This is a genomic window from Aeromonas bestiarum, from assembly GCF_028751155.1.
In the GTDB taxonomy this organism is placed as follows: domain Bacteria; phylum Pseudomonadota; class Gammaproteobacteria; order Enterobacterales; family Aeromonadaceae; genus Aeromonas; species Aeromonas bestiarum.
Window position 1 is genome coordinate 530,173 of record NZ_CP064746.1, and the last position, 19,547, is coordinate 549,719.

A 19,547-nucleotide genomic window follows, 5' to 3' on the forward strand; every position below is an offset into this window, starting at 1 on the left:
CCAACGACACCCAAATGAAGTCCCGTCAGAGCGGCTTCACCCTGCTGGAGGCGTCGATGCGGCCATCGCCAGTACCAAGGCCACGAGTTCGGCATTGTATGCGTCAGAGCGGCTTCACCCTGCTGGAGGCGTCGATGCGGCCATCGCCAGTACCAAGGCCGCGAGTTCGGCATTGCATGCGTCAGGGCGGCTTCACCCTGCTGGAAATGCTGGTGGCCATCGCCATCTTCGCCAGCCTCAGCATGGGCGCCTATCAGGTGCTGCAAGGGGTGCTCACCAGCGACGAGGTGGCCAAGAAGAAGGAGGCCCGCCTCTCCGAGTTGCAGCTGGCCTTCACCCTGATGGAGCGGGACATCACCCAGATGGTGCCCCGCAGCGGCCGTATCGACGGCGAGAACAACAAGGTGCTGCTGGCGGCATCCCGCTTCGGCCAGCAGAGCGATGACTGGGGCATGGCCTTTATCCGCGGTGGCTGGCTCAACCCGGATGGCATGCTGCCACGTTCCGGTTTGCAGCGGGTCGGCTGGCGGCTCAAGGATCACAAGCTGGAGCGGCTGAGCTATCTCTATCCGGATCCCGTGATAGGCACTGAGCCGCGCATCCAGCCCATGCTGGATCGGGTGACGGCGCTGCGGCTCTATTTTTACGACAAGGGGGCCTGGAAGGAGGAGTGGACCCAGCGCAACGTGCTGCCTTACGGCCTGGCGGTGGAGCTGGATCTGGAAGATTACGGCACCCTTCGCCGCCAGTTCCTCATCGGGGCCGGTGGCCAGCGAGCTGAAAATGCGAACTAAGCGGACCGGCAGCATGCCGTCTTGTCGTCGCCAGGGGGGCATGGCCCTGCTGGTGGTGCTGCTCATCTTGTCGGTGATGGTGATCATCGCCAGCAACATGAGTGGTCGCCTGCAGCTGGAGTTGCGCCGTACCGGCAACCTCACCGCCGGCAAGCAGGCCTGGTGGTATGCCATGTCGGCGGAAGCCCTGGTGAGCAAGGTGCTGGTTCAGGATTTCAAGGATGACCCCAATGTGGTGAACCTGGGGCAGAACTGGGCCAGGCAGGATGCTGTCTTCCCGGTGGATGACGGCAAGCTGACCGGCCGGGTGCGGGATCTGCAATCCTGCTTCAACCTCAACAGCCTGAGCGTGCCCCTGAAAGACGGGATCAGCGGCGACGACCTCGAGAAGCAGCCTTATCCGGTCAAGGCGTTTCGCGCCCTGCTCAAGCAGCTCGAGGTCGAGGATTACGAGGCGGTGCAGCTGACCGATGCCATCCGCGACTGGACCGACAAGGACACGGCACTGGTCTCCAGCTACGGCGCCGAGGATGCCTATTACGAGGGGCTGACGCCCCCTTATCTGACCGCGAACCAGTGGATGCTCAGCACGGACGAGCTGAGGGCGGTGCGCGGTGTGAGCGCCAGGCTGTATGCCCGGCTTGCGCCTTATGTCTGCGCCCTGCCGAGCGACAAGCTGCTGGTGAACATCAACACCATCAAGCCGGAACAGGCGGCGCTGCTGGTGGCCCTCTATCTGGACAAGGTGGGGCTCGATGACGCCAAGCGGGTGCTGACCAGCCGCCCCCAGAAGGGGTGGAAGGAGAAGAAGGCGATGACGGATCAGATGCCGGTACCGCTGAGCACCATCCCCGGGCTGGATGCCGTACTGGACGTCAAGAGCAGCTACTTCGAGGCCAGGCTGATCGCCGAGGTGGGTGATACCCGGGCCAGGCTGGAGAGCGTCTTCGTGCGTGGCAAGGACAACAAGCTGGTGATGCTGCGCCGCCTCAACGGCGGCGCCGAATGACAGACAGGTGTGGGTGGCGGCCGCTGGCCGTACCCGCCCTGACCCCGTATTGGACAGCAGCCGAGGGCTGCGCTCCCGCCCATCCAGAGGGATGCGGACGGGAATGGCAGGAGAGATATTTGTGAGCGAGAGTCTGGTCATCCGTCTGGGGACCAATGCGCAGCAACCGGTCGAGTGGCTGGTGTGGTCGGCCAAGGAGGAGGAGATCATTGCCTCCGGCATCCTGGCCTCGGCCCATGCCCTCGGCGAGTTGCGGGAGCGTGCCGGTGGCCGCCCCGTGGTGACCCTGGTACCGGGCAGCGATCTTATCTTCCGGCGGGTGAGCCTGCCGGGCAAATACAGTCGCCAGGCCGCGGCCGCCTTGCCCTACCTGCTGGAGGAGCAGATCGCATCCGACGTGGATGAGCTGCATCTGGTGGTGCTGGGCCACGAGGGCCACGAGGTGGACCTGATGGCGGTCGACAAGGAGAAGATGCAGATCTGGCTGGGCTGGCTGCAGCAGGCGGGCCTCAAGAGCCAGCAGCTGTTGCCGGACGTGCTGGCCCTGCCGCCGGCTGCCGACGGCTGGTCTGCCCTGCAACTTGGCAAGGAGTGGCTGCTGCGTCAGGGCCCCTGTCAGGGCATAGTGGCCGACGAGTCGCTGCTGGCCATGTTGCTGGCGGCCGAGGCCGACCCCGTCACCATCCACAGCCATACCCCCTTGCCGGCGATCCCGGCGGCCAACTGGCTGGCGGCGGATCCCGAACTGCCCATGCTGTTGCTGGCCAAAGGGGCGCTGAACTGCCAGGCCAACCTGTTGCAGGGCCCCTACCGGCCGCAGACCGAATACTCCCGCTACTGGCTGCAGTGGCGCAAGGTGGCCGTGGTGGCCGGGCTCTTGCTGCTGGTGGCGCTGACCCAGCGCGGTATGCATCTTTATCAGCTGGCGGAGCAGGACAAGGCCCTCAAGGCCGAGATCCGGCAGGTCTACACCCGCATCTTCCCGGGGGAGAACCGCATCGTCAACGTACGCAGCCAGATGGCACAGCACCTCAAGTTGCTGGGGCAGACCCCGCAGGATGGCGTGCTCTTGCTGCTGACCGAACTGGCCCCGACCTTTGCCGAGGTGCCGGGCCTCAAGCCGCAGGTGTTGCGTTTCGACGCCGCTCGGGGCGAGCTGAGATTGCAGGTGACGGCGCCCGGTTTCGCCGAGATAGAGCGCTTTCGCGAACTGGCGGGCAAGCGCTTCGAGGTGCAGCAGGGCGAGGTGCGCAGCACAGAGGGCAAGGTTGAAGGGGCACTGGTGCTGAAGGGTAAATCATCATGATGGACAAACTACAAGGCTGGTGGCGCAGCATCAGCGCCCGCGAGCAGCGGCTGGTGGCCGTGGGGGGCAGCTGCCTGCTGATCGGGTTCTGCTACTGGATCGTCTGGCAACCCATCGCCAACCGCATCGCCGAGCGCGAGCGGCAGGTGCTGAGCCAGCAACAGACGCTCGCCTGGCTGAAAGAGAAGGGGGAAGAGGTGCTGGCGATGCAGGGCGGTCAGGGCCGTCAGATCGACACCAGCGGTACCCTGGAAGGGGTGGTGAACCGCACCGCCTTCAACCAGAAGATCAAGATTGCCCGTCTGCAACCCCAGGGTCAGGAGCTGCAGGTGTGGATCGATACGGTCCAGTTCGATGATCTGCTGATCTGGCTGGCGAGCCTGGCCGATCAGCACGGCGTCCAGGTGCAGGTGATCGAGGTGGCCCGCGAGAATCTGGCACCGGGTCTGGTCAAGGTCAGGCGCCTGCAGTTGAGCCGTCCCCAATGACGCCAGGCGTGCCTAGCGCAGTCCGGTTTCCGGCATCTCGTCCCGGTATGGTGCCGGGCCTGGCCAAGGCCAGATATTTGCAATCGAGTCGTTTTCTATGAAGCAAAAAGTACTGATCGCCGCCCTGTTCCTGGTGGCCTATCTCGGTTTTCTGCTGGTGAAACTGCCAGCCACCCTGGTGGTGCGCCATCTGCCGCTGCCGCCCAACCTGGTGCAGCTGGAAGGGGTGAGCGGCACCCTCTGGAGCGGCCAGGTCGCCCGGTTGCAATACGCCAGCGAGTCGCTGACCCAGCTGCGCTGGGAGCTCAACGGCTGGTCGCTGCTGCGCTTCGCCCCCGAGGTCTCCCTGCGTTTCGGTGATCGCAGCGGCCTCAACGGCCAGGGCGTGGTCGGCTGGAACGGCGCCGCCTTTGGTCGCGACATCACCCTCAACGTACCCGCGCCCTGGGTGCTGGATCGGGTGCCCATGCGGCTGCCGTTCCCGCTGACGGTGGCGGGCCAGCTGCAGCTCAAGGTCGATCAGTTTGCCCAGGGCAATCCCTGGTGTGACAACCTCTACGGCAACCTCCATTGGTATGGTGCCGATGCCGATACTCCGGCCGGCAAGCTGCCGCTGGGGGATCCCGAACTCAAGCTGACCTGCATCGACTCCCGGCTGGTGGCCGAGCTCAAGCAGGGCTCGGAGGCGGTGCAGGTGCTGGGCAAGCTGGAGCTGCAGCCCAATCGCCAGTACCTGTTCCAGGGCACCCTCAAACCGGGCCCGGAACTGCCGGATCAGATGAAGCAGGGACTGCCCTTCCTCGGTCAGCCCGACGGCCAGGGGCGCTTCCCGCTGCGCTATCAGGGCCGCATCTGACGACATCGTCCGCCGGTCTGGAAAAAGGATGAACAGGACCCCGCTTCGGCGGGGTCCTGTCGTTATGGGGCTCCAGTCTCGCCGCTCGGCGCCGTGATGAGATGGTTCAGAAAGAAGCTGAACAGCTCGGCGCGCGAGCCGAGCCGCAGCTTGCCGTAAAGATGCTTGCGGTGATTCTTCACAGTGCCGCTGCCAATCCCCAGCTCGGTGGCGATCGCCTCGGTATCCAGCCCCTGCAGCAGCAACCCCGCTACCTGCTGCTCCCGGCGGGTGAGCAGATCCCCGCCCACGCTGGCGATGGCCTGCGCCACCGCCGCCTTCAGGCTGGCACTGTCAGGCAGCGCCGGGCTTTCCGCCAGCAGCGGCTGGCTCTGCTGCCACTGCTGGCGACACAGCGAATGCACCAGTGGAAACAGCTGCTCCAGCCTCGCCAGCTCGTTCTGGCTCAGGGAGCTGCGCTTGTCGAGGCGGCCGAGAAACAGCATCAGCGTCAGTCCGTCCCGCACCGGCAGAATAAGCCCCACCTCTTCCTGCCAGCCGGTGGCCTGATAGAAGTGGTGGCGATACTCGGGATCCAGCCGTCCCCGCGAGACCTGCGCCAGGGTCCAGACCCCGGCCTCCAGACCCTGTTCCAGCGCCAGCATAAAGGGATCCTGACTGAAGTGGCTGGTGAGGTAGCGGTCAAACAGCAGGGCCCGCTGGTGGCTCAGGTTGTCGTAGAGGTAGACGGGGCGCTGCCCGACCCCGAGCAGCAGGGCGCAATCGAACGCCACCTGCTGCTGGATCAGACGCACCAGCGCCGCCGGAAAGGCACTGCCGTGCAGGGCATCGACCACCTCGGTCATGCGGGTCAGAGCATCTGTGGCGAATGGCTGGGTCATGGTCGTTGAATCATGGTGGTGGGCTCCCGGGGGTGGGGAGCCGCTCCCCACTATGACAGGATGCTAGCACGAGAGTGGCAAAACTGTCCCCCAGGGGACATATCCGCAGCGCACCAGAGCGGCGAGTATGGCCACTTTTCCCCTGCTGCTGGAGCACCCATGATCAACCCCCACCTGCTCGATGAGCTGATCGAGCGCGGCCTTGTGGCCCAGAATTCCGACCCGGCGGCACTGGCCGATCATCTCGCCACGCCGCGTACCCTCTACTGCGGATTCGATCCCACCGCCGGCAGCCTGCACATAGGTCATCTGGTGCCGCTCCTGATGCTGCGCCGCTTCCAGTTGGCGGGCCACACCCCGGTGGCCCTGGTGGGCGGGGCCACAGGTCTTATTGGCGATCCCAGCTTCAAGGCGACCGAGCGCAGCCTCAACAGCAGCGAAACCGTGCAGGGCTGGGTCGCCAGCCTGTCGTCCCAGATCAAGGCGCTGCTGCCCGCCGACGACGGCCTGTCGGCCCCTGTGCTGGTCAACAACGGCGACTGGATGGGGCAGATGTCGGCCCTCGATTTTCTGCGCGACATCGGCAAGCACTTCTCGGTCAACGCCATGCTGGCGCGGGAATCGGTACGCCAGCGGCTGGCCCGCCCGGATCAGGGCATCTCCTTTACCGAGTTCTCCTACACCCTGCTGCAATCCCAGGATTTTGCGGTGCTGCACCAGATGCTCGGCTGCACCCTGCAGATCGGTGGCAACGATCAGTGGGGCAATATCACCAGCGGCATGGATCTCACCCGCCGTCTGCATCAGGCCCAGGTGTACGGCATGACGTTGCCGCTCATCACCAAGGCGGACGGTACCAAGTTCGGCAAGACAGAAGGGGGCGCGGTCTGGCTGGATCCTGCGCTCACCTCGCCCTACGCCTTCCATCAGTTCTGGCTCGGCACCGCGGATGAAGATGTCTACCGCTTCCTGCGCTACTACAGCTTTATGTCGCTGGCCGAGATTGCCGAACTGGAAGCGGAAGATGCCCAGCGGCAGGGGCGCAAGCGGGCGCAGCAGGTGTTGGCGGACGAGCTGACCGAACTGGTGCACGGCAAGGCGGCGCTGGCGGCGGCGCGTCGCATCAGCGAGCTGCTGTTCAGCGGCGAGGTGACACGCCTTGGCGAGAGCGATCTCGCCCAGCTGGCGCAAGACGGCATGCCGAGCTGCACCGTCGGTGGCGAGACGGATCTGGTCACTCTGCTGGTCAGCTGCGGTCTGGCGAACTCGAAGCGCATCGCCCGCGAACTGCTGGCGGCGGGGGCCATCAGCCTCAATGGCGCCATCAAGCAGGATGAGCAGCTGAGTGCAGAGGATCGGCTGTTTGAGCGCTACCTGCTGCTGCGCCGGGGCAAGAAGCAGTACCAGCTGGTGGCGTGGGCAGATTAGCCTGCCGCGCCATAGCAACGAGAAAGGGCTGCCCGGGCAGCCCTTTCCATTGTGCGGCAGTCAGCAGGTTAGCTCTGTCAGCAGCAGTTGCCCGGCATCACGGAGAAGACGATTAGCGGCTTATTTTTTGATGTTCAGAGGACTAGCGGCAGCAGTTCGGCATAGTCACGGATCGCCGGGAAGGCGGTGATGTGCTGCTCGGGCTGACGGCTGTCAGGGTTCTGGATGGCGAGCTGATAGCCGATGCCGTAGTCGGCGGCGGCGCGCAGGATCCGCTCGCTGTCATCCACAAACAGGGTGCGGGCCGGCTCGAACGCCAGCCGTTCCGCCAGCGCCTGCCAGCAGTGCTGACTCTCCTTGGACCAGCCCAGCTCGTGAGTGCTCACCATCAGATCCAGATGATCAGACAGCCCCAGCTGCGCATCCTTCACCGACAGGCTGGCGGGGTGGGCGTTGGTGAAGAGCACCAGCCGCTTGCCTGCCGCCCGCAGCTCGGCCAGAAAAGGGATTGCGTTGGGCCGCCACCGGATCTTCTCCAGCAGCTCCTGCTTGAGGGCGCGTATGTCCAGCCCCAGAGTCTGGCTCCAGTAATCCACGCAGTACCAGTCGAGGGTGCCGCTGACGGCGTGATAGTGCCGATCGATCCGCGCCTTGGCCTCCACCAGTGGCAAGCCGAGGCGCTCGGCGTAACGTTCCGGCACCAGTTGCTGCCAGAGGTGGTTGTCAAAATGCAGATCGATCAGGGTGCCATCCATATCGAGCAGGACTGTATCTATCTGGTGCCAGGGCAAGGGGGTCGGCATGGGGCTTCTCGCGGTCAATGAGGGTGGAGAAAACGGGGCGGCATTATAACGGATTTTTCCGTCCGCTTTCGCCGCTTTGCCCCGTGGTGTTCGCTCGGGGAGTCGTTTACTCTTGAAGCACGATTTTTTAACGAGCAGCCAGCGCCAGATGAGTGACCACCACAAGAGCAAGCCCGAATACCTCAGTGTCGAGAAGATGGCGCATGACAAGAGCAAGCCGGAGATCCTCAAGGCCGAGATAGTGGCCGAGAGCCGGCTGTTCAAGGTGGAATCCCTGCATCTGAAATTCAGCAATGGGGAGGAGCGGGTCTACGAGCGGATGCGCGGTGGCAACCGGGGCGCCGTCATGGTGGTGCCCCTGTTCGATGCCCACACCCTGCTGCTGGTGCGCGAGTACGCGGCGGGCACCCACTCTTACGAGCTGGGCTTCCCCAAAGGGCTGATCGACCCGGGCGAGAATGCCTTCGAGGCGGGCAACCGGGAACTGATGGAGGAGGCGGGCTTCGGCGCCAACAGCCTGATCCCCCTCAAGCAGGTATCGCTGGCGCCCGGTTACTTCTCCAGCCGGATGGACATACTGCTGGCGCGGGATCTCTTCCCGGAGCAACGGATCGGCGATGAGCCCGAGCCCTTGGAGGTGATCCCCTGGCCCCTCAACCGTATCGATGAATTGCTGGCACGACCCGACTTCAGCGAGTCGCGCAGCATCAGTGCCCTGCTGCTGGCCCAGAAGTGGCTGGCGGAGCAGGAAAACTAGCCCAAGCGTGGGCAAAGGCAATAAATAAAAACAGAGGATAACAAGATGCAGGAGTTGTTGGCCTGGGTTCCTGGGGTCAAGGAGATCGCCCGCGAAGCGGGGCGTATCCTTCACGAAATCTATCACGGCGGTCAGTTCGAGCGTCAGCTGAAGGAGGATGCGACCCCGGTCACCAGTGCCGATCTTGCTGCCGATGCCTACCTCAAACAGGCGCTGTCGGCGCTCACCCCCCATGTGCCCGTGCTGACCGAAGAGGCGGCCGATGTGCCCTTCAGTCTGCGAGCCAACTGGCGGCAGTACTGGCTGGTGGATCCCCTCGACGGCACAGGTGAGTTCATCGCCGGCAGCGGCGACTTCGCCACCCTGATCGCCCTGGTGCGGGACAATGTGCCCGTGCTCGGTGTCATCTATGCACCCGAATCCGACGTACTCTACTGGGCGGTGCGCGGCCACGGCGCCTTCAAGGAGGTGAATGGCGAGACCTTGCCCATCAGCGCCATGCACCACGAACACGATCAGCCCGATTCGCTGGTGGTGGCCATCAGCCGTCGCCAGAAGCTGGAGAACCTGACCCGTCGTCTCAATCCGGCCATCAACTACGAGCTGATCCCGCTCGGCTCCAGCTCCCTCAAATCCTGTCTGGTAGCGGAAGGGGCGGCCGACTGCTACGTGCGGCTCGGCCCCACCGGCGAGTGGGATACCGCCGCTGCCCAGTGCATCGTCGAGGCGGCGGGTGGCCGCATCCTCAGCCTGGCGCTGCAGCCGCTCAGTTACAACGAAACCGAGTCGCTGGAGAACCCGGACTTCATCGTCATGGGGGATCCGGATCTAGCCTGGGGCAAGATCCTGGCCCATCAGGCGGGTTGATCCTCTGTCGCCGTCCACCAGACGGATGGATGCTCTGTCGTCAGACGACACAAACAGGCGGCCTCAGGGCCGCCTGTTTGCTTGGTGTGATCCGCTGGTTTTATCGCAGATGAGCAGGGATATCCGCTGGCAAAGCACGAGAATGACAGTGGATGATCACAATCCTTCTTGAGTAATTGGCATGATTTTTTCAGGTAATTCTGCAAACGATCCATTGGGCAAAATAAAAAAGTGAGTATTAATAGGAATTTGGTTTTATATTTCATTTAAATTGAGTTTTGTAGTTTTACTCGATTATGTGATCCCGATTGGATTCCCAATCTCACTGGCTGAAGCCCGTTATGGTAGTGATATGTTTCAGTCCCGCTTTTTGAGAATTAAATCCTGATAAACCACAATAAGCTCAGATTAAAATACTGACAAAATGTGGATTAGTAATGAGTTTATCTGTAGACGTCGTAAAGGATTTGTCCGGTTCCCAGCCCGCCGTTGCCAGCACCAGCCGCTGGCGTCGCCATGACACCCACTGGGCGATCAGCCTGTTTGGTACCGCCGTCGGCGCCGGCATACTGTTTTTGCCCATCAACCTGGGTCTGGGCGGGATCTGGCCCCTGGTCATAGTCGCCGTGCTGGCGGGTCCCATGACCTTTCTGGCTCACCGCGGGCTGGCGCGCTTCGTGCTCTCCTCCTCCCGCCCTCACGCCGATTTCACCGAGGTAGCCGAGGAGCACTTCGGCAAGATGGCCGGTCGCCTCATCTCGGCGCTCTACTTCCTCTCCATCTTCCCGATCCTGCTCATCTACGGGGTGGGGCTGACCAACACGGTGGAGAGCTTCATGGTCAACCAGCTCGGCATGGCCACCCCGAACCGGGTGATGCTCTCCGGCCTGCTGGTGTTCGCCATGATCGCCGTGATGATGGCGGGAGAGAAGGCGATGTTGCGGGCGTTTGCCTTCATGGTCTATCCGCTGGCGGCCATTCTGGCGGCGCTTTCCTGCTATCTCATTCCCCAGTGGCAGTGGCCACAAATGACCGCCTTTGAGGGCGGCAGCTTCCTCAACACCGTCTGGTTGGCGCTGCCGGTCACGGTGTTCGCCTTCAGCCATGCCGCCGCCATCTCGGGCTTTGCCAACGTGCAGCGGCGGGAATATGGCGAGCAGGCCGAGGCCAAGAGCGGCCTGATCCTGCGCAATACCACCATCATGCTGGTGGGTTTCGTGCTCTTCTTCGTCTTCTCCTGCGTGCTGAGCCTCTCCCCGGCCCAGCTGGCCGAGGCCAAGGCGCAGAACGTCTCCGTGCTCTCCTATCTCGCCAACATCACAGACAACCCTGTGATAGTGACGCTGGGGCCGCTCATCGCCTTCATCGCCATCAGCACCTCCTTCCTCGGTCACTTCCTCGGTGCCCGCGAGAGCCTGAAAAGCCTGATCGCCAAGCCCACCGGCCTGCCGCTGGCGAAGGCGGACCGGCTCGGCATAGTCCTGATGTTCTTCGCCATCTGGGGCGCCGCCGTCATCAACCCGGGCATCCTGGGGCTGATGGAGACCCTCTCCGGCCCCGTCATCGCCATGATCCTCTTCATCATGCCGGTGGTGGCCATCTACAAGGTGGAGGCGCTGGCCCGCTTCCGTCAGGGCTGGACCAACGGCTTCATCCTGCTGACCGGGTCGCTCGCGGTCTCGGCGCTGATCTTCAGCCTGTTGAAGTAACAGCGCGCTGCGGCAAAAAATGAGAGAGGCGACCCCGGGGTCGCCTCTCTTTTTTCATGGGGCCAAGGGCATCAGCCCAGCTTGGCGCCGTTCTCCACCACTTGTTCCGGAATGGCCATCACCACGGCGCCATCGGCCCGGTAGAAACCGGTCAGCAGAAACTCCGACTGGATGGGGCCTATCTGTTTGGGGGGAAAGTTCACCACGGCGACGATTTGGCGTCCCACCAGATCCTCCGGGCGATAGAGATCCGTTATCTGGGCGCTGCTCTTGCGCACCCCGAGCTCGGGGCCGAAATCCGCCCACACCTTGTAGGCGGGCCGGCGCGCTTCGGGGAAGGGCTCGACCCGCACCAGGGTGCCCACTCTCAGCTCTACCATCTCGAAATCCTGCCAGCTAATGGTCTGCATCTTGGCTCCTCGTTTCACACACCTTGCATTGGCCTCAGCATGCCTCGAAACGGCGCTGGCTGTCTTCGGTGACTGGCCGCCCTGTTACGGCAGAAGGCCGTTTTGCTGGCGCCAGAGGGAAGGGGTCAGCCCGCTCTCGGTCAGGAAGCGCTCGGCGAAGGCCCCCTGATTCTGGTAGCCGCAGCGACTGGCGATCTCGCCTATGGGCAGTTGGGTGTGGGCAAGCAGGGTGCGTGCCAGCGTCATGCGCCGTGCCCGTATGTAGTGGGAGACGCTCATCCCCAGCTGCTGGCGAAAGGCGTGCTTGAACTGGCTCTGACCGAGGCAGGCGATGGCGGCGAGCCGCTCATTGCCGAGGGGCTCGGCGAGGTGGGCCTCGATATGGCGCTGCACCTTGAGGATACGGGTGGCAAGACGAGGGGGAGCAGAGGAGTGCACTCCTTGCCCTTGTGCCAGCAGGGAGAGCCACACCTGCTCCATGCCCGCCACCTGGCGCCCCTCGGCCACCATGCGGTGCAGGAAGGCGAGGTAGTGGCGCTGGGGCTCGTCCAGTTCGATAAAGGGGTGGGCCGCCAGATCGCCGGGGAGCCAGTCGCTCTCCTGCACCAGAAATGAGAGGGCCGGGTCGGCGGCGTAGTCGTGCCGCTCGCCCGGGGCTATCACGCAGACAAAACCGGGGGCGAGGCGACGCCCCTGGCCCTGCACCTCGATCTCAATGGGACCACCGAGAGGGATCACCAGCTGGGCGAAGTCGTGGCTGTGGCTGCAGATGTCACTCTGGTAGCGGCGCAGGCTGAAGGGGGAGGTTGCGGATAGCAATGACGCGGCACTGGGCCGCGTCATCGAAGGGGGTTTGCTGTTTGGCATAGGTCGCAGGTATTACTCTGCGTCGAAATCTTCGATCTCTTTGCCCAGCGCTTCCATGATGGCGCGCACCTCGGCGGGGACGCTGTCCGGATGATCCTTGCGCAGATCGTCGTCGCAGGGCAGCGGCTGGCCGGTGAACGCGTGCAGGAAGGCTTCACAGAGCAGCTCACTGTTGGTCGCATGACGCAGGTTGTTCACCTGGCGACGGGTGCGCTCGTCGGTCAACACCTTCAACACCTTGAGCGGGATCGAGACGGTAATCTTCTTGACCTGTTCGCTCTTCTTACCGTGTTCCGCGTAGGGGCTGACGTAGTCGCCGTTCCACTCTGTACCCATGATCCACCTGTTCTCGTTTGGCCGTGAGCGCGGATTTTAACCCTTGTGGAAATTAATGGCAATCCAACAGCAAAGCCATTTAGACGTCTGGAAGTGTTGACGGCTTTTTTATGCTGGCGTAAGGTGGTTCACCATAGGCCAGCAATGGCAGGATAGCCGTGGCAGAGGCAGAACGGCCATCGCCCAGCGACAGTTCAAGGAGAGAGTGACATGACCCACAAGGCCACCCAGGCGGTACGCACCGGGATTGAGACAGACACACAGCACGGTGCCGTGGTGCCGCCCATCTACCTCTCCAGCAACTACACCTTTGCCGACTTTGGCGAGCCCCGTCAATACGATTATGCCCGATCCGGCAACCCGACCCGCACCAATCTGGCGGATGCGCTGGCGGCGCTGGAAGGGGGCGCCGGTGCCGTGGTGACCGGCACCGGCATGGGGGCCATCCATCTGGTGACGACGGCCCTGCTCAAGGCGGGGGATCTGCTGATCGCCCCCCATGACTGTTACGGCGGCACCTGGCGCCTGTTCGAGTATCTGGCGGCCAAGGGCCACTACCGGGTGCAGTTCGTCGATCAGGGGGATGAAGCCGCGCTGGCCGAGGCCCTGGCGCAGAAGCCGGCACTGGTGTGGGTGGAGACCCCCTCCAACCCACTGCTGCGGGTGGTGGACATAGCCGCCATCGCCGCCGCCTCCCATGAAGTGGGGGCCCAGGTGGTGGTGGACAACACCTTCCTCTCGCCGCTGCTGCAACAGCCGCTGGCACTCGGTGCCGACCTGGTGGTGCACTCCACCACCAAGTACATCAACGGCCACTCAGACGTGGTGGGCGGCGTGGCCATTGCCAAGGAGCAGCCACTGGCCGAGTCGCTGGTATGGTGGGCCAACTGCCTGGGGCTCACCTCCGGGGCGTTCGACTCCTACCTCACCCTGCGTGGCCTGCGCACCCTGGCTCCCAGATTGCGTGCCCATCAGGAGAACACGGATCGCATCCTCGCCTTCCTGCAGCAACAGCCGCTGGTCAAAAAAATCTATCACCCCAGCCTGCCGACCCATCCGGGCCACGATATTGCGCGCCGTCAACAGTCCGGCTTCGGCGCCATGCTAAGTTTTGAACTCGATTGCAGCGAGGCCGGATTGCGCACCTTCCTCGCGGCCCTCACCCTCTTCTCGGTGGCCGAGTCCCTCGGCGGGGTGGAGAGTCTGGTGGCCCATCCGGCCAGCATGACCCACAGGGCCATGACACCGGCGGCGCAGCAGGCGGCGGGCATCAGCGCCCAGCTGTTGCGGCTGTCGGTCGGCATTGAACACGGTGAAGACCTGGTGGCCGATCTGGCTCAGGCTTTTGAACAGGCGCAGCAGGCAGAGCAGGTAGCGAAGTAATGGAACAGCAGCAACAAGGAGAGATCGCGGTGGCAACAGAAGCAGGATTGAAGCGGCGCCATGTGCACAAGTTTGGTGGCAGCAGTCTGGCGGATCCGGTCTGCTATCGCCGGGTCGCGGCTATCGTCGAGCAGCAGGTTGGCGGAGATGAACTGATCGTGGTCTCTGCCGCCGGCAAGACCACCAACCGGTTGATCCAGCTGGTGGAGCTGGCCGAGGCGGGGGACGAGGCCGCCGGTGAAGCCATCACGGCCCTGCACGCCTATCAGCAGAGCCTGATCGACGGTCTGCTGGAGGGGGAGCTGCAGCTCGACTTGAGCCAGCAACTGGCCGACGACATGCAACTGATCGCCAAAACCCTGGAGGGGCAGTTCGATCGCTTCGAGCGCAACGGCCTGCTCGCCTTCGGCGAGGTGTGGTCGGCGCGCCTGTTGGCGGCCCTGCTCACCAGCCGCGGCGACAAGGCCATCTGGCTCGATGCCCGCAGCTTCCTGCGCGCCGAGGACGGTGCCCTGGTCAAGGTGGATACCGCCCTCTCCAGCGAACTGCTCAAGGCACGGCTGGCCGAACATGCCGGCCGTATCGTGGTGACAGGTTTCATCGCCGCCGACATGGAGGGGCGCTCCCTGCTGCTCGGTCGCAACGGCTCCGACTACAGCGCCAGCCTGCTGGCCCTGCTGGCGGACGGCGAATCCACCACCATCTGGAGCGACGTGGCCGGTGTCTACAGCGCCGACCCGCGTCGGGTCAAGGAGGCTCGCCTGCTGGAGCGCCTGAGTCTGGCCGAAGCCAACGAGCTGGCCCGCCTCGGCTCCTCGGTACTGCATTCGCGCACCCTGCAACCCGTGGCCGACAGCCGCCAGCGCCTTACCCTGCGCTGCAGCTACAACCCGGACGAGGGCTGCACCCATATTCTGCGCCGGGCGCCGCGCTCCGGTGGCGCCCGCATCGTCTCCTCGGTGGACCAGATTGCCCTGATCGAGCTGAAAGTGCTGCCGCAGACCCATTATGAGCAAACGGTGGCGGCCATCGAAGCCCATCTGGCCCGCCACCGCCTCAACCCGCTCACCCTGCAGCGCCAGCCGGATCGGCGGGTGCTGCGTCTGGCCTACACCCTGGAAGTGGCGGAAGGGGCGTTCGAGCTGCTGCGCGACTTCCAGCTGCAGGGCAGCTTCACCGGCCTGATCCAGAAAGAGGGGTTCAGTCTGGTGGCCCTGGTGGGCGCCGGTGTCACCGACAACGCCGAGCAGTGTCACCGCTTCTATCAGTTGCTGGCGGATCAGCCGCTGGAGTTCGTGCAGGTGGCCAGAGATGGCCTGAGTCTGGTGGCCGTCGTGCGTCAGGTGGTGCTGGAGCCGCTGCTGATCGCCCTGCACAGCGCCCTGTTCAGCCGCCCGACCCGGGTCGGGCTGGTGGTGTTCGGCAAGGGCAATATAGGTGGTCACTGGCTGAGCCTCTATGGCCGCGAGAAGGCGCGCCTCGAACATGAACTCAATCTGGCGCTCACCCTCTACGGGGTGTTCAGCTCGGAAGGGGGCCTGCTGGACGAAGAGGGGCTGGATCCCCTCAAGGTGCAGGACAAGTTCAACCCCAAACCGCTGATCTGGCCCGAGCTGCTGGCCCAGCTGGAGCAGCACAGTTTCGATACCCTGATTGCGCTGGACATGACCGCCAGCGAGACGGTGAGCCGCTACTACCCGGACTTCGCCCAGCTCGGCATCCACATCATAGCGGCCAACAAGTTTGCCGGTGCCGCCGACAGCGAGTTCTACCAGCGCATCAAGCAGAGCTGCCGCGACCATCAGGTGCAGTGGCGCTACAACGCCACCGTGGGCGCCGGGCTGCCGATCCAGTCCAGCATCCAGATGCTGCGTCAGAGCGGCGACCGCATTCAGGGGGTCTCCGGCATCTTCTCCGGCACCCTCTCCTGGCTGTTCCAGCAGTATGACGGCAGCCGCCCCTTCTCCGAGCTGGTGGACGAGGCGTGGCAGCACGGCCTGACCGAACCGGATCCCCGCGAGGATCTCTCCGGCCAGGATGTGCGCCGCAAGCTGCTGATCCTGGCGCGAGAGGCGGGCTTCGAGCTCGACTCCGCCGACATCGAGCTGGAGAACCTGGTGCCAGTACCCTTGCGCAAGGTGAGTACGGATCAGTTCATGGACAGGCTGAAAGAGCTGGACGGCCCGATCCAGAGCGCCTTCGAGGGAGCCAAGCGCCTCGGCAAGGTGCTGCGTTACGTCGCCCGCTTCGAGCACGATGGCAAGGCGCGGGTCGGGCTGGAGGCGCTGGAGCCCCACCACCCGTTCGCCAACCTGCTGCCGTGCGACAATATCTTCGCCATCGAGAGCGACAGCTATCGTACCAACCCGCTGGTCATCCAGGGGCCGGGCGCTGGCCGGGAAGTGACGGCCGCCGCCATCCAGTACGACCTCTGGCAGATCTGCGCGGCACTCTAAGTCGCATGGGCGGGCTTTGTTACAAGCCGCCGAACCGAAAAGCAAAAAGGCGCCGTATTGGTGCCTTTTTGCTAGGGTTCGCCCGGGCCGAAACGGCCGTGGACGGGGTCGTAGAAATAGGCCTGATAGTCGAAGTCTATGTCCTTGATGAAGGGGTTCTCCAGCCGGAACAGGCGGCGGGTGTTGAGGTGGGCGAAGGTGAGGGAGGGCTTGAAGGTCTTGAACCAGTGCGCCTGCAGCGAGCCGTCTCGCCAGGCGGCCTTGAGCCCGGCCTGTACCCGCTGGATCGCCTGCCGATTGGCATTGTGGGTGAAGAAGACGCGGGGCAGGGGGTAGTAGAGGGCTATGTTCTCATCCATGACCAGCCCTTTTATCCCCTTGTGGTTCAGCTTCTCCTGAGGCAACTCGTTGATCCCGCGGCAGAAGAGATCGAAACGGCCACGCGCCACCATCTTGAACAACTGCTCGTAACCCTCTATCTCCTGCACCCTGAACCCGGCTTGCTGCAGGATCTTCACATCGAGCCAGCCCTTGCCCTGGCCCAGGTCGAACTTTTTCAGCTGCTCCAGGCTGGTGACCCTGGCGACGGCCTCCTTCTGCTGGGGGCTGACGAAGCAGATGCGGTAGCTGACGATGCCGAGATGGATGGGAAAACGCACATAGTCGACCCCCGTCATGTCACGGTCCGAGTGGTAGCTGTCCATGGCAAACAGGTTGGGATAGTGATCGAAGCGCAGGCTGATCCACATCCTGGCCAATGTCATGGGCGGGGCGGCTTGCAGGCGATAGTCGCCATGGCTGGCGCGGGTCTTCTCCAGCACCAGCCGCAGCAGCTCACGGTCATAGGTGACCCTGGGATCCTGTTCGCTCTCCGGGCTCATGTAGGTGAACACAGTCGGTGCCGCCGCCGGCACGGGCAGGGCGAGAAACAGGGCAAGCAGCGGGATCCAGCGCATCGTGACCTCCTGTCGGAGAAAGAGACTCCCATGAGTGTAGTGGTTGCGCCCTTGCTAGTGGGTCGGGCTCGCCTCGCCCTGCTGCTTATGGCTCGCGGCTTCGCCGGGCCCGAAGCTGTGGCTGAGGGGGTCGTAGAGATAGGGGCGATAGTCAAAATCCATCTGCCGGAGCAAAGGGTTGTCCAGCCTGAACAGCAGACGCTGGTCCAGTCTGGCAAAATCCAGCGCCGGTTTGAAGGTCTTGAGCCAGAGCGCCTGCAGCGATCCGTCCTGCCAGGCCAGTTGCAGGCCGGCGCGGATGCGGTGCAGGGCGTGCTGGTTATCCTTGTGGCTGTAGAAGAGGTGGATGAAGGGGTAGTAGAGGGCCAGGTGCTGATCGACCGTGAGCCGGGCCAGATCCCGGTGGGTTTCCAGCTCGGTAAACAGCTCGTTGGCTCCCCGGCAGAACAGATCCAGCCTGCCCCTGGCCACCAGCTTGAACAGCCGCTCGTACCCTTCCACCTCCTGCACCTTGAAACCGGCATGACGCAAGATGTCGGCATCCTGCCAGCCACGGCCCTGACCATGGGTGAATTGCTGCAGATCGGCCAGGGTGCGCACTTGTGCCACCGCCTGCTGCCGCGCCGGGCTGACGAAGCAGATGCGATACCCCAGGATGCCGAGATCCACCGGGAAACGGACATAGTCCAGATCATGAGGGTCTCCAGGCGGCGGGAAGCTGTCGATGGCGAGCAGGTTGGGGTAGAGGTTGTATTGCAGTACCTGGCGCAGCCGTGTCCGGCTCATGGGCGGGGCCGGGCGTAGCTCGTAATCGCCGAAGCTGTCGCGGGTCTTCTCCAGTGCCAGTTGCAGCAGTTGCTGGCCGTAGAGGGTGCGCAGATCCCGATCACTTTCCGGGCTGACGTGGGTCACTATGTCCACGGCCTGCAAGAAGGGGGAGAAGAGCAGGCTGCATATCAGCAACCCGAGGGGGATCACTCTGTGGTTCATCATACCGCTCACCGCCATCACATTGAGTTCAGTGTAGCGGCTGGCGGGGGAGGCTTGCCGTCCATGGCAGGGGGAAATTGACCTCGCCTGGCGGCAGGCCGGATTACCAGAACATCTGGCCGAGCAGGGGGGCGAGCAGCACAGTCACCATGCCGGCGATCATCATCACCATGCTGGAGACGACGCCCTCCTCGTTACCCATCTGGTACGCCTTGGCGGTGCCGGCGCCATGGGCCGAGGCGCCGAAACCGGCCCCCTTGCCGAGGCGGCTGCGGATGGCGAGCAGGGTGAGCACGCTCTCTCCCACCGCCATGCCGATCACCCCGGTCAGCACCACAAACAGGGCGGTGAGATCTGTCTGGCCGCCGATGGCGCGGGTCGCCTCCACCGCGAACGGTGTGGTGATGGAGCGCATCGCCAGGCTGCGCTGCAACATGTCGGAGAGGTGCAGCCAGCGCGCCAGCAGCACGGTACTGCCCACCGCCATGATGACGGAGGCGACGACCCCGACCGAGAGGGAGAGCCAGTGACGGTGGATCAGCTGGCGGTTCTCATAGACGGGCACGGCGAAGGCGACGGTGGCCGGGCCCAGCAGCCAGAGCAGCCAGTGGGACTGGGCCATGTAGTCCTGATAGGGGATGTGAAACAGCAGCACCACGGCCACCAGCAGGGTGGGGGCCAGCAGCAGCGGCATCAGGGGTAGTATGCGCTTGCGGCCATAGAGCCACTTGCTGGCGTAGTAGAACAGCAGGGTCAGGGCGAAGCAGAGCAGGCCAAGCAGGGTATCAGACATGACGGCGACTCCGGCGGGCCAGCTTCAGCTCGAGGCGATAGACTCTGTCCACCACCAGCGCCGTGGTACCCAGCACCAGGGTGGTGCTGATCAGCAAGACCAGCATGATGCGCCACCCCTCCTGCAACAGCAGGTCCTGATAGTTGACCACGGCCACCACGGCCGGCACGAAGAACAGCAGCATCTCGGCCAGCAGCCAGCGGGCGCCGGCGCTGAACCACTGGGTCTTGACCACGCCGAGCAGGATCAGGACCAGCAGCGCCAGCATGCCGGTGAGGTTGGCGGGCAGCGGCAGATGGAAGGTGCGTACCGCCGCATCGGCCAGCAGCCAGATGGCGGCCAGCAGGGCGATTTGGAAGGGCGTCTGGAACCAGCGAATGCAGAGGGCTTTCATGATGGGTGTCTTTCTGTGAACTGGCTCACAGTATAGAGACAAGCAAAACCTGCAAAAAATGAAT

General features: G+C 63.8%; 20 protein-coding genes. 11 read left to right on the forward strand and 9 right to left on the reverse strand.

Annotated elements, in window-relative coordinates; translation table 11 throughout:
• Nucleotides 1-176: 176 nt before the first annotated feature.
• The 5 genes from exeJ to exeN all read left to right on the forward strand — a co-directional run bounded on the left by exeJ (nucleotide 177) and on the right by exeN (nucleotide 4,453).
• Nucleotides 177-794 carry a GspJ family T2SS minor pseudopilin variant ExeJ gene (gene exeJ / locus IU367_RS02540; RefSeq protein WP_043557437.1) on the forward strand — a complete coding sequence of 206 codons (618 nt, stop codon included), beginning with the start codon at nucleotides 177-179 and terminating at the stop codon, nucleotides 792-794.
• Between the two features lie 13 nt (nucleotides 795-807).
• Nucleotides 808-1,803, forward strand: coding sequence for a GspK family T2SS minor pseudopilin variant ExeK (gene exeK / locus IU367_RS02545; protein ID WP_043140787.1), 996 nt, complete (start codon nucleotides 808-810; stop codon nucleotides 1,801-1,803).
• A gap of 121 nt (nucleotides 1,804-1,924) precedes the next feature.
• A complete protein-coding gene (gene exeL / locus IU367_RS02550) occupies nucleotides 1,925-3,109 on the forward strand; it encodes a GspL family type II secretion system protein ExeL (protein ID WP_274453365.1) in 1,185 nt (394 codons plus the stop codon).
• A complete protein-coding gene (gene exeM, locus IU367_RS02555) occupies nucleotides 3,106-3,597 on the forward strand; it encodes a GspM family type II secretion system protein ExeM (protein WP_043557439.1) in 492 nt (163 codons plus the stop codon). Before exeL ends, exeM begins: the two co-directional genes overlap by 4 nt.
• 97 nt (nucleotides 3,598-3,694) lie before the next feature.
• Nucleotides 3,695-4,453 (forward strand): GspN family type II secretion system protein ExeN, encoded by a 759-nt coding sequence (exeN, locus tag IU367_RS02560; protein WP_043140799.1) that lies wholly within the window; start codon nucleotides 3,695-3,697, stop codon nucleotides 4,451-4,453.
• 62 nt (nucleotides 4,454-4,515) lie between these two features.
• Here exeN and IU367_RS02565 read toward each other — a convergent pair whose 3' ends face one another.
• The gene (locus IU367_RS02565; protein WP_274453367.1) at nucleotides 4,516-5,334 is read right to left on the reverse strand and encodes a helix-turn-helix transcriptional regulator; all 819 of its coding nucleotides are present in this window, start codon (nucleotides 5,332-5,334) and stop codon (nucleotides 4,516-4,518) included.
• Between the two features lie 159 nt (nucleotides 5,335-5,493).
• Here IU367_RS02565 and tyrS point away from each other — a divergent pair, with 159 nt between their 5' ends.
• Nucleotides 5,494-6,762: a tyrosine--tRNA ligase gene (tyrS, locus tag IU367_RS02570; RefSeq protein ID WP_274453368.1), complete on the forward strand. Its 1,269-nt coding sequence runs from the start codon at nucleotides 5,494-5,496 to the stop codon at nucleotides 6,760-6,762.
• 134 nt (nucleotides 6,763-6,896) lie between these two features.
• On the opposite strand, the gene yrfG is transcribed toward tyrS, so the two are convergent.
• Nucleotides 6,897-7,565 carry a GMP/IMP nucleotidase gene (gene yrfG, locus IU367_RS02575; protein ID WP_274453369.1) on the reverse strand — a complete coding sequence of 223 codons (669 nt, stop codon included), beginning with the start codon at nucleotides 7,563-7,565 and terminating at the stop codon, nucleotides 6,897-6,899.
• Between the two features lie 148 nt (nucleotides 7,566-7,713).
• Between yrfG and nudE the strand changes: the two genes are divergently transcribed.
• The 3 genes from nudE to IU367_RS02590 all read left to right on the forward strand — a co-directional run bounded on the left by nudE (nucleotide 7,714) and on the right by IU367_RS02590 (nucleotide 10,898).
• Complete coding sequence (gene nudE, locus IU367_RS02580; protein ID WP_241278894.1) at nucleotides 7,714-8,322, forward strand: ADP compounds hydrolase NudE; 609 nt, start codon at nucleotides 7,714-7,716, stop codon at nucleotides 8,320-8,322.
• Nucleotides 8,323-8,367: 45 nt separating this feature from the next.
• On the forward strand, nucleotides 8,368-9,189 hold the full coding sequence (gene cysQ, locus IU367_RS02585) for a 3'(2'),5'-bisphosphate nucleotidase CysQ (protein ID WP_042868960.1): 822 nt from the start codon (nucleotides 8,368-8,370) through the stop codon (nucleotides 9,187-9,189).
• A 437-nt stretch (nucleotides 9,190-9,626) separates the two neighbouring features.
• Nucleotides 9,627-10,898, forward strand: coding sequence for an aromatic amino acid transport family protein (locus IU367_RS02590; protein WP_043557446.1), 1,272 nt, complete (start codon nucleotides 9,627-9,629; stop codon nucleotides 10,896-10,898).
• 71 nt (nucleotides 10,899-10,969) lie between these two features.
• On the opposite strand, the gene IU367_RS02595 is transcribed toward IU367_RS02590, so the two are convergent.
• From IU367_RS02595 to metJ, 3 genes are all read right to left on the reverse strand, one after another.
• Nucleotides 10,970-11,308, reverse strand: a complete 339-nt coding sequence (locus tag IU367_RS02595; RefSeq protein ID WP_241325698.1) for a tRNA-binding protein — start codon at nucleotides 11,306-11,308, stop codon at nucleotides 10,970-10,972.
• Between the two features lie 84 nt (nucleotides 11,309-11,392).
• Nucleotides 11,393-12,151 carry an AraC family transcriptional regulator gene (locus IU367_RS02600; protein ID WP_241325699.1) on the reverse strand — a complete coding sequence of 253 codons (759 nt, stop codon included), beginning with the start codon at nucleotides 12,149-12,151 and terminating at the stop codon, nucleotides 11,393-11,395.
• 36 nt (nucleotides 12,152-12,187) lie between these two features.
• Complete coding sequence (gene metJ / locus IU367_RS02605; RefSeq protein ID WP_005315809.1) at nucleotides 12,188-12,511, reverse strand: met regulon transcriptional regulator MetJ; 324 nt, start codon at nucleotides 12,509-12,511, stop codon at nucleotides 12,188-12,190.
• Nucleotides 12,512-12,721: 210 nt separating this feature from the next.
• On the opposite strand from metJ, the gene metB reads away from it, so the two are divergent.
• A complete protein-coding gene (metB, locus tag IU367_RS02610; protein ID WP_098980839.1) occupies nucleotides 12,722-13,894 on the forward strand; it encodes a cystathionine gamma-synthase in 1,173 nt (390 codons plus the stop codon).
• On the forward strand, nucleotides 13,894-16,350 hold the full coding sequence (locus IU367_RS02615; RefSeq protein WP_274453370.1) for a bifunctional aspartate kinase/homoserine dehydrogenase II: 2,457 nt from the start codon (nucleotides 13,894-13,896) through the stop codon (nucleotides 16,348-16,350). Before metB ends, IU367_RS02615 begins: the two co-directional genes overlap by 1 nt.
• 71 nt (nucleotides 16,351-16,421) lie before the next feature.
• Here IU367_RS02615 and IU367_RS02620 read toward each other — a convergent pair whose 3' ends face one another.
• The 4 genes from IU367_RS02620 to IU367_RS02635 all read right to left on the reverse strand — a co-directional run bounded on the left by IU367_RS02620 (nucleotide 16,422) and on the right by IU367_RS02635 (nucleotide 19,483).
• The gene (locus tag IU367_RS02620; RefSeq protein WP_274453371.1) at nucleotides 16,422-17,306 is read right to left on the reverse strand and encodes a type 2 periplasmic-binding domain-containing protein; all 885 of its coding nucleotides are present in this window, start codon (nucleotides 17,304-17,306) and stop codon (nucleotides 16,422-16,424) included.
• Between the two features lie 54 nt (nucleotides 17,307-17,360).
• On the reverse strand, nucleotides 17,361-18,299 hold the full coding sequence (locus IU367_RS02625) for a hypothetical protein (protein ID WP_274453372.1): 939 nt from the start codon (nucleotides 18,297-18,299) through the stop codon (nucleotides 17,361-17,363).
• A gap of 100 nt (nucleotides 18,300-18,399) precedes the next feature.
• A complete protein-coding gene (locus IU367_RS02630) occupies nucleotides 18,400-19,089 on the reverse strand; it encodes an LrgB family protein (protein WP_103472145.1) in 690 nt (229 codons plus the stop codon).
• The gene (locus IU367_RS02635) at nucleotides 19,082-19,483 is read right to left on the reverse strand and encodes a CidA/LrgA family protein (protein WP_017412989.1); all 402 of its coding nucleotides are present in this window, start codon (nucleotides 19,481-19,483) and stop codon (nucleotides 19,082-19,084) included. Before IU367_RS02635 ends, IU367_RS02630 begins: the two co-directional genes overlap by 8 nt.
• Nucleotides 19,484-19,547 lie beyond the last annotated feature (64 nt).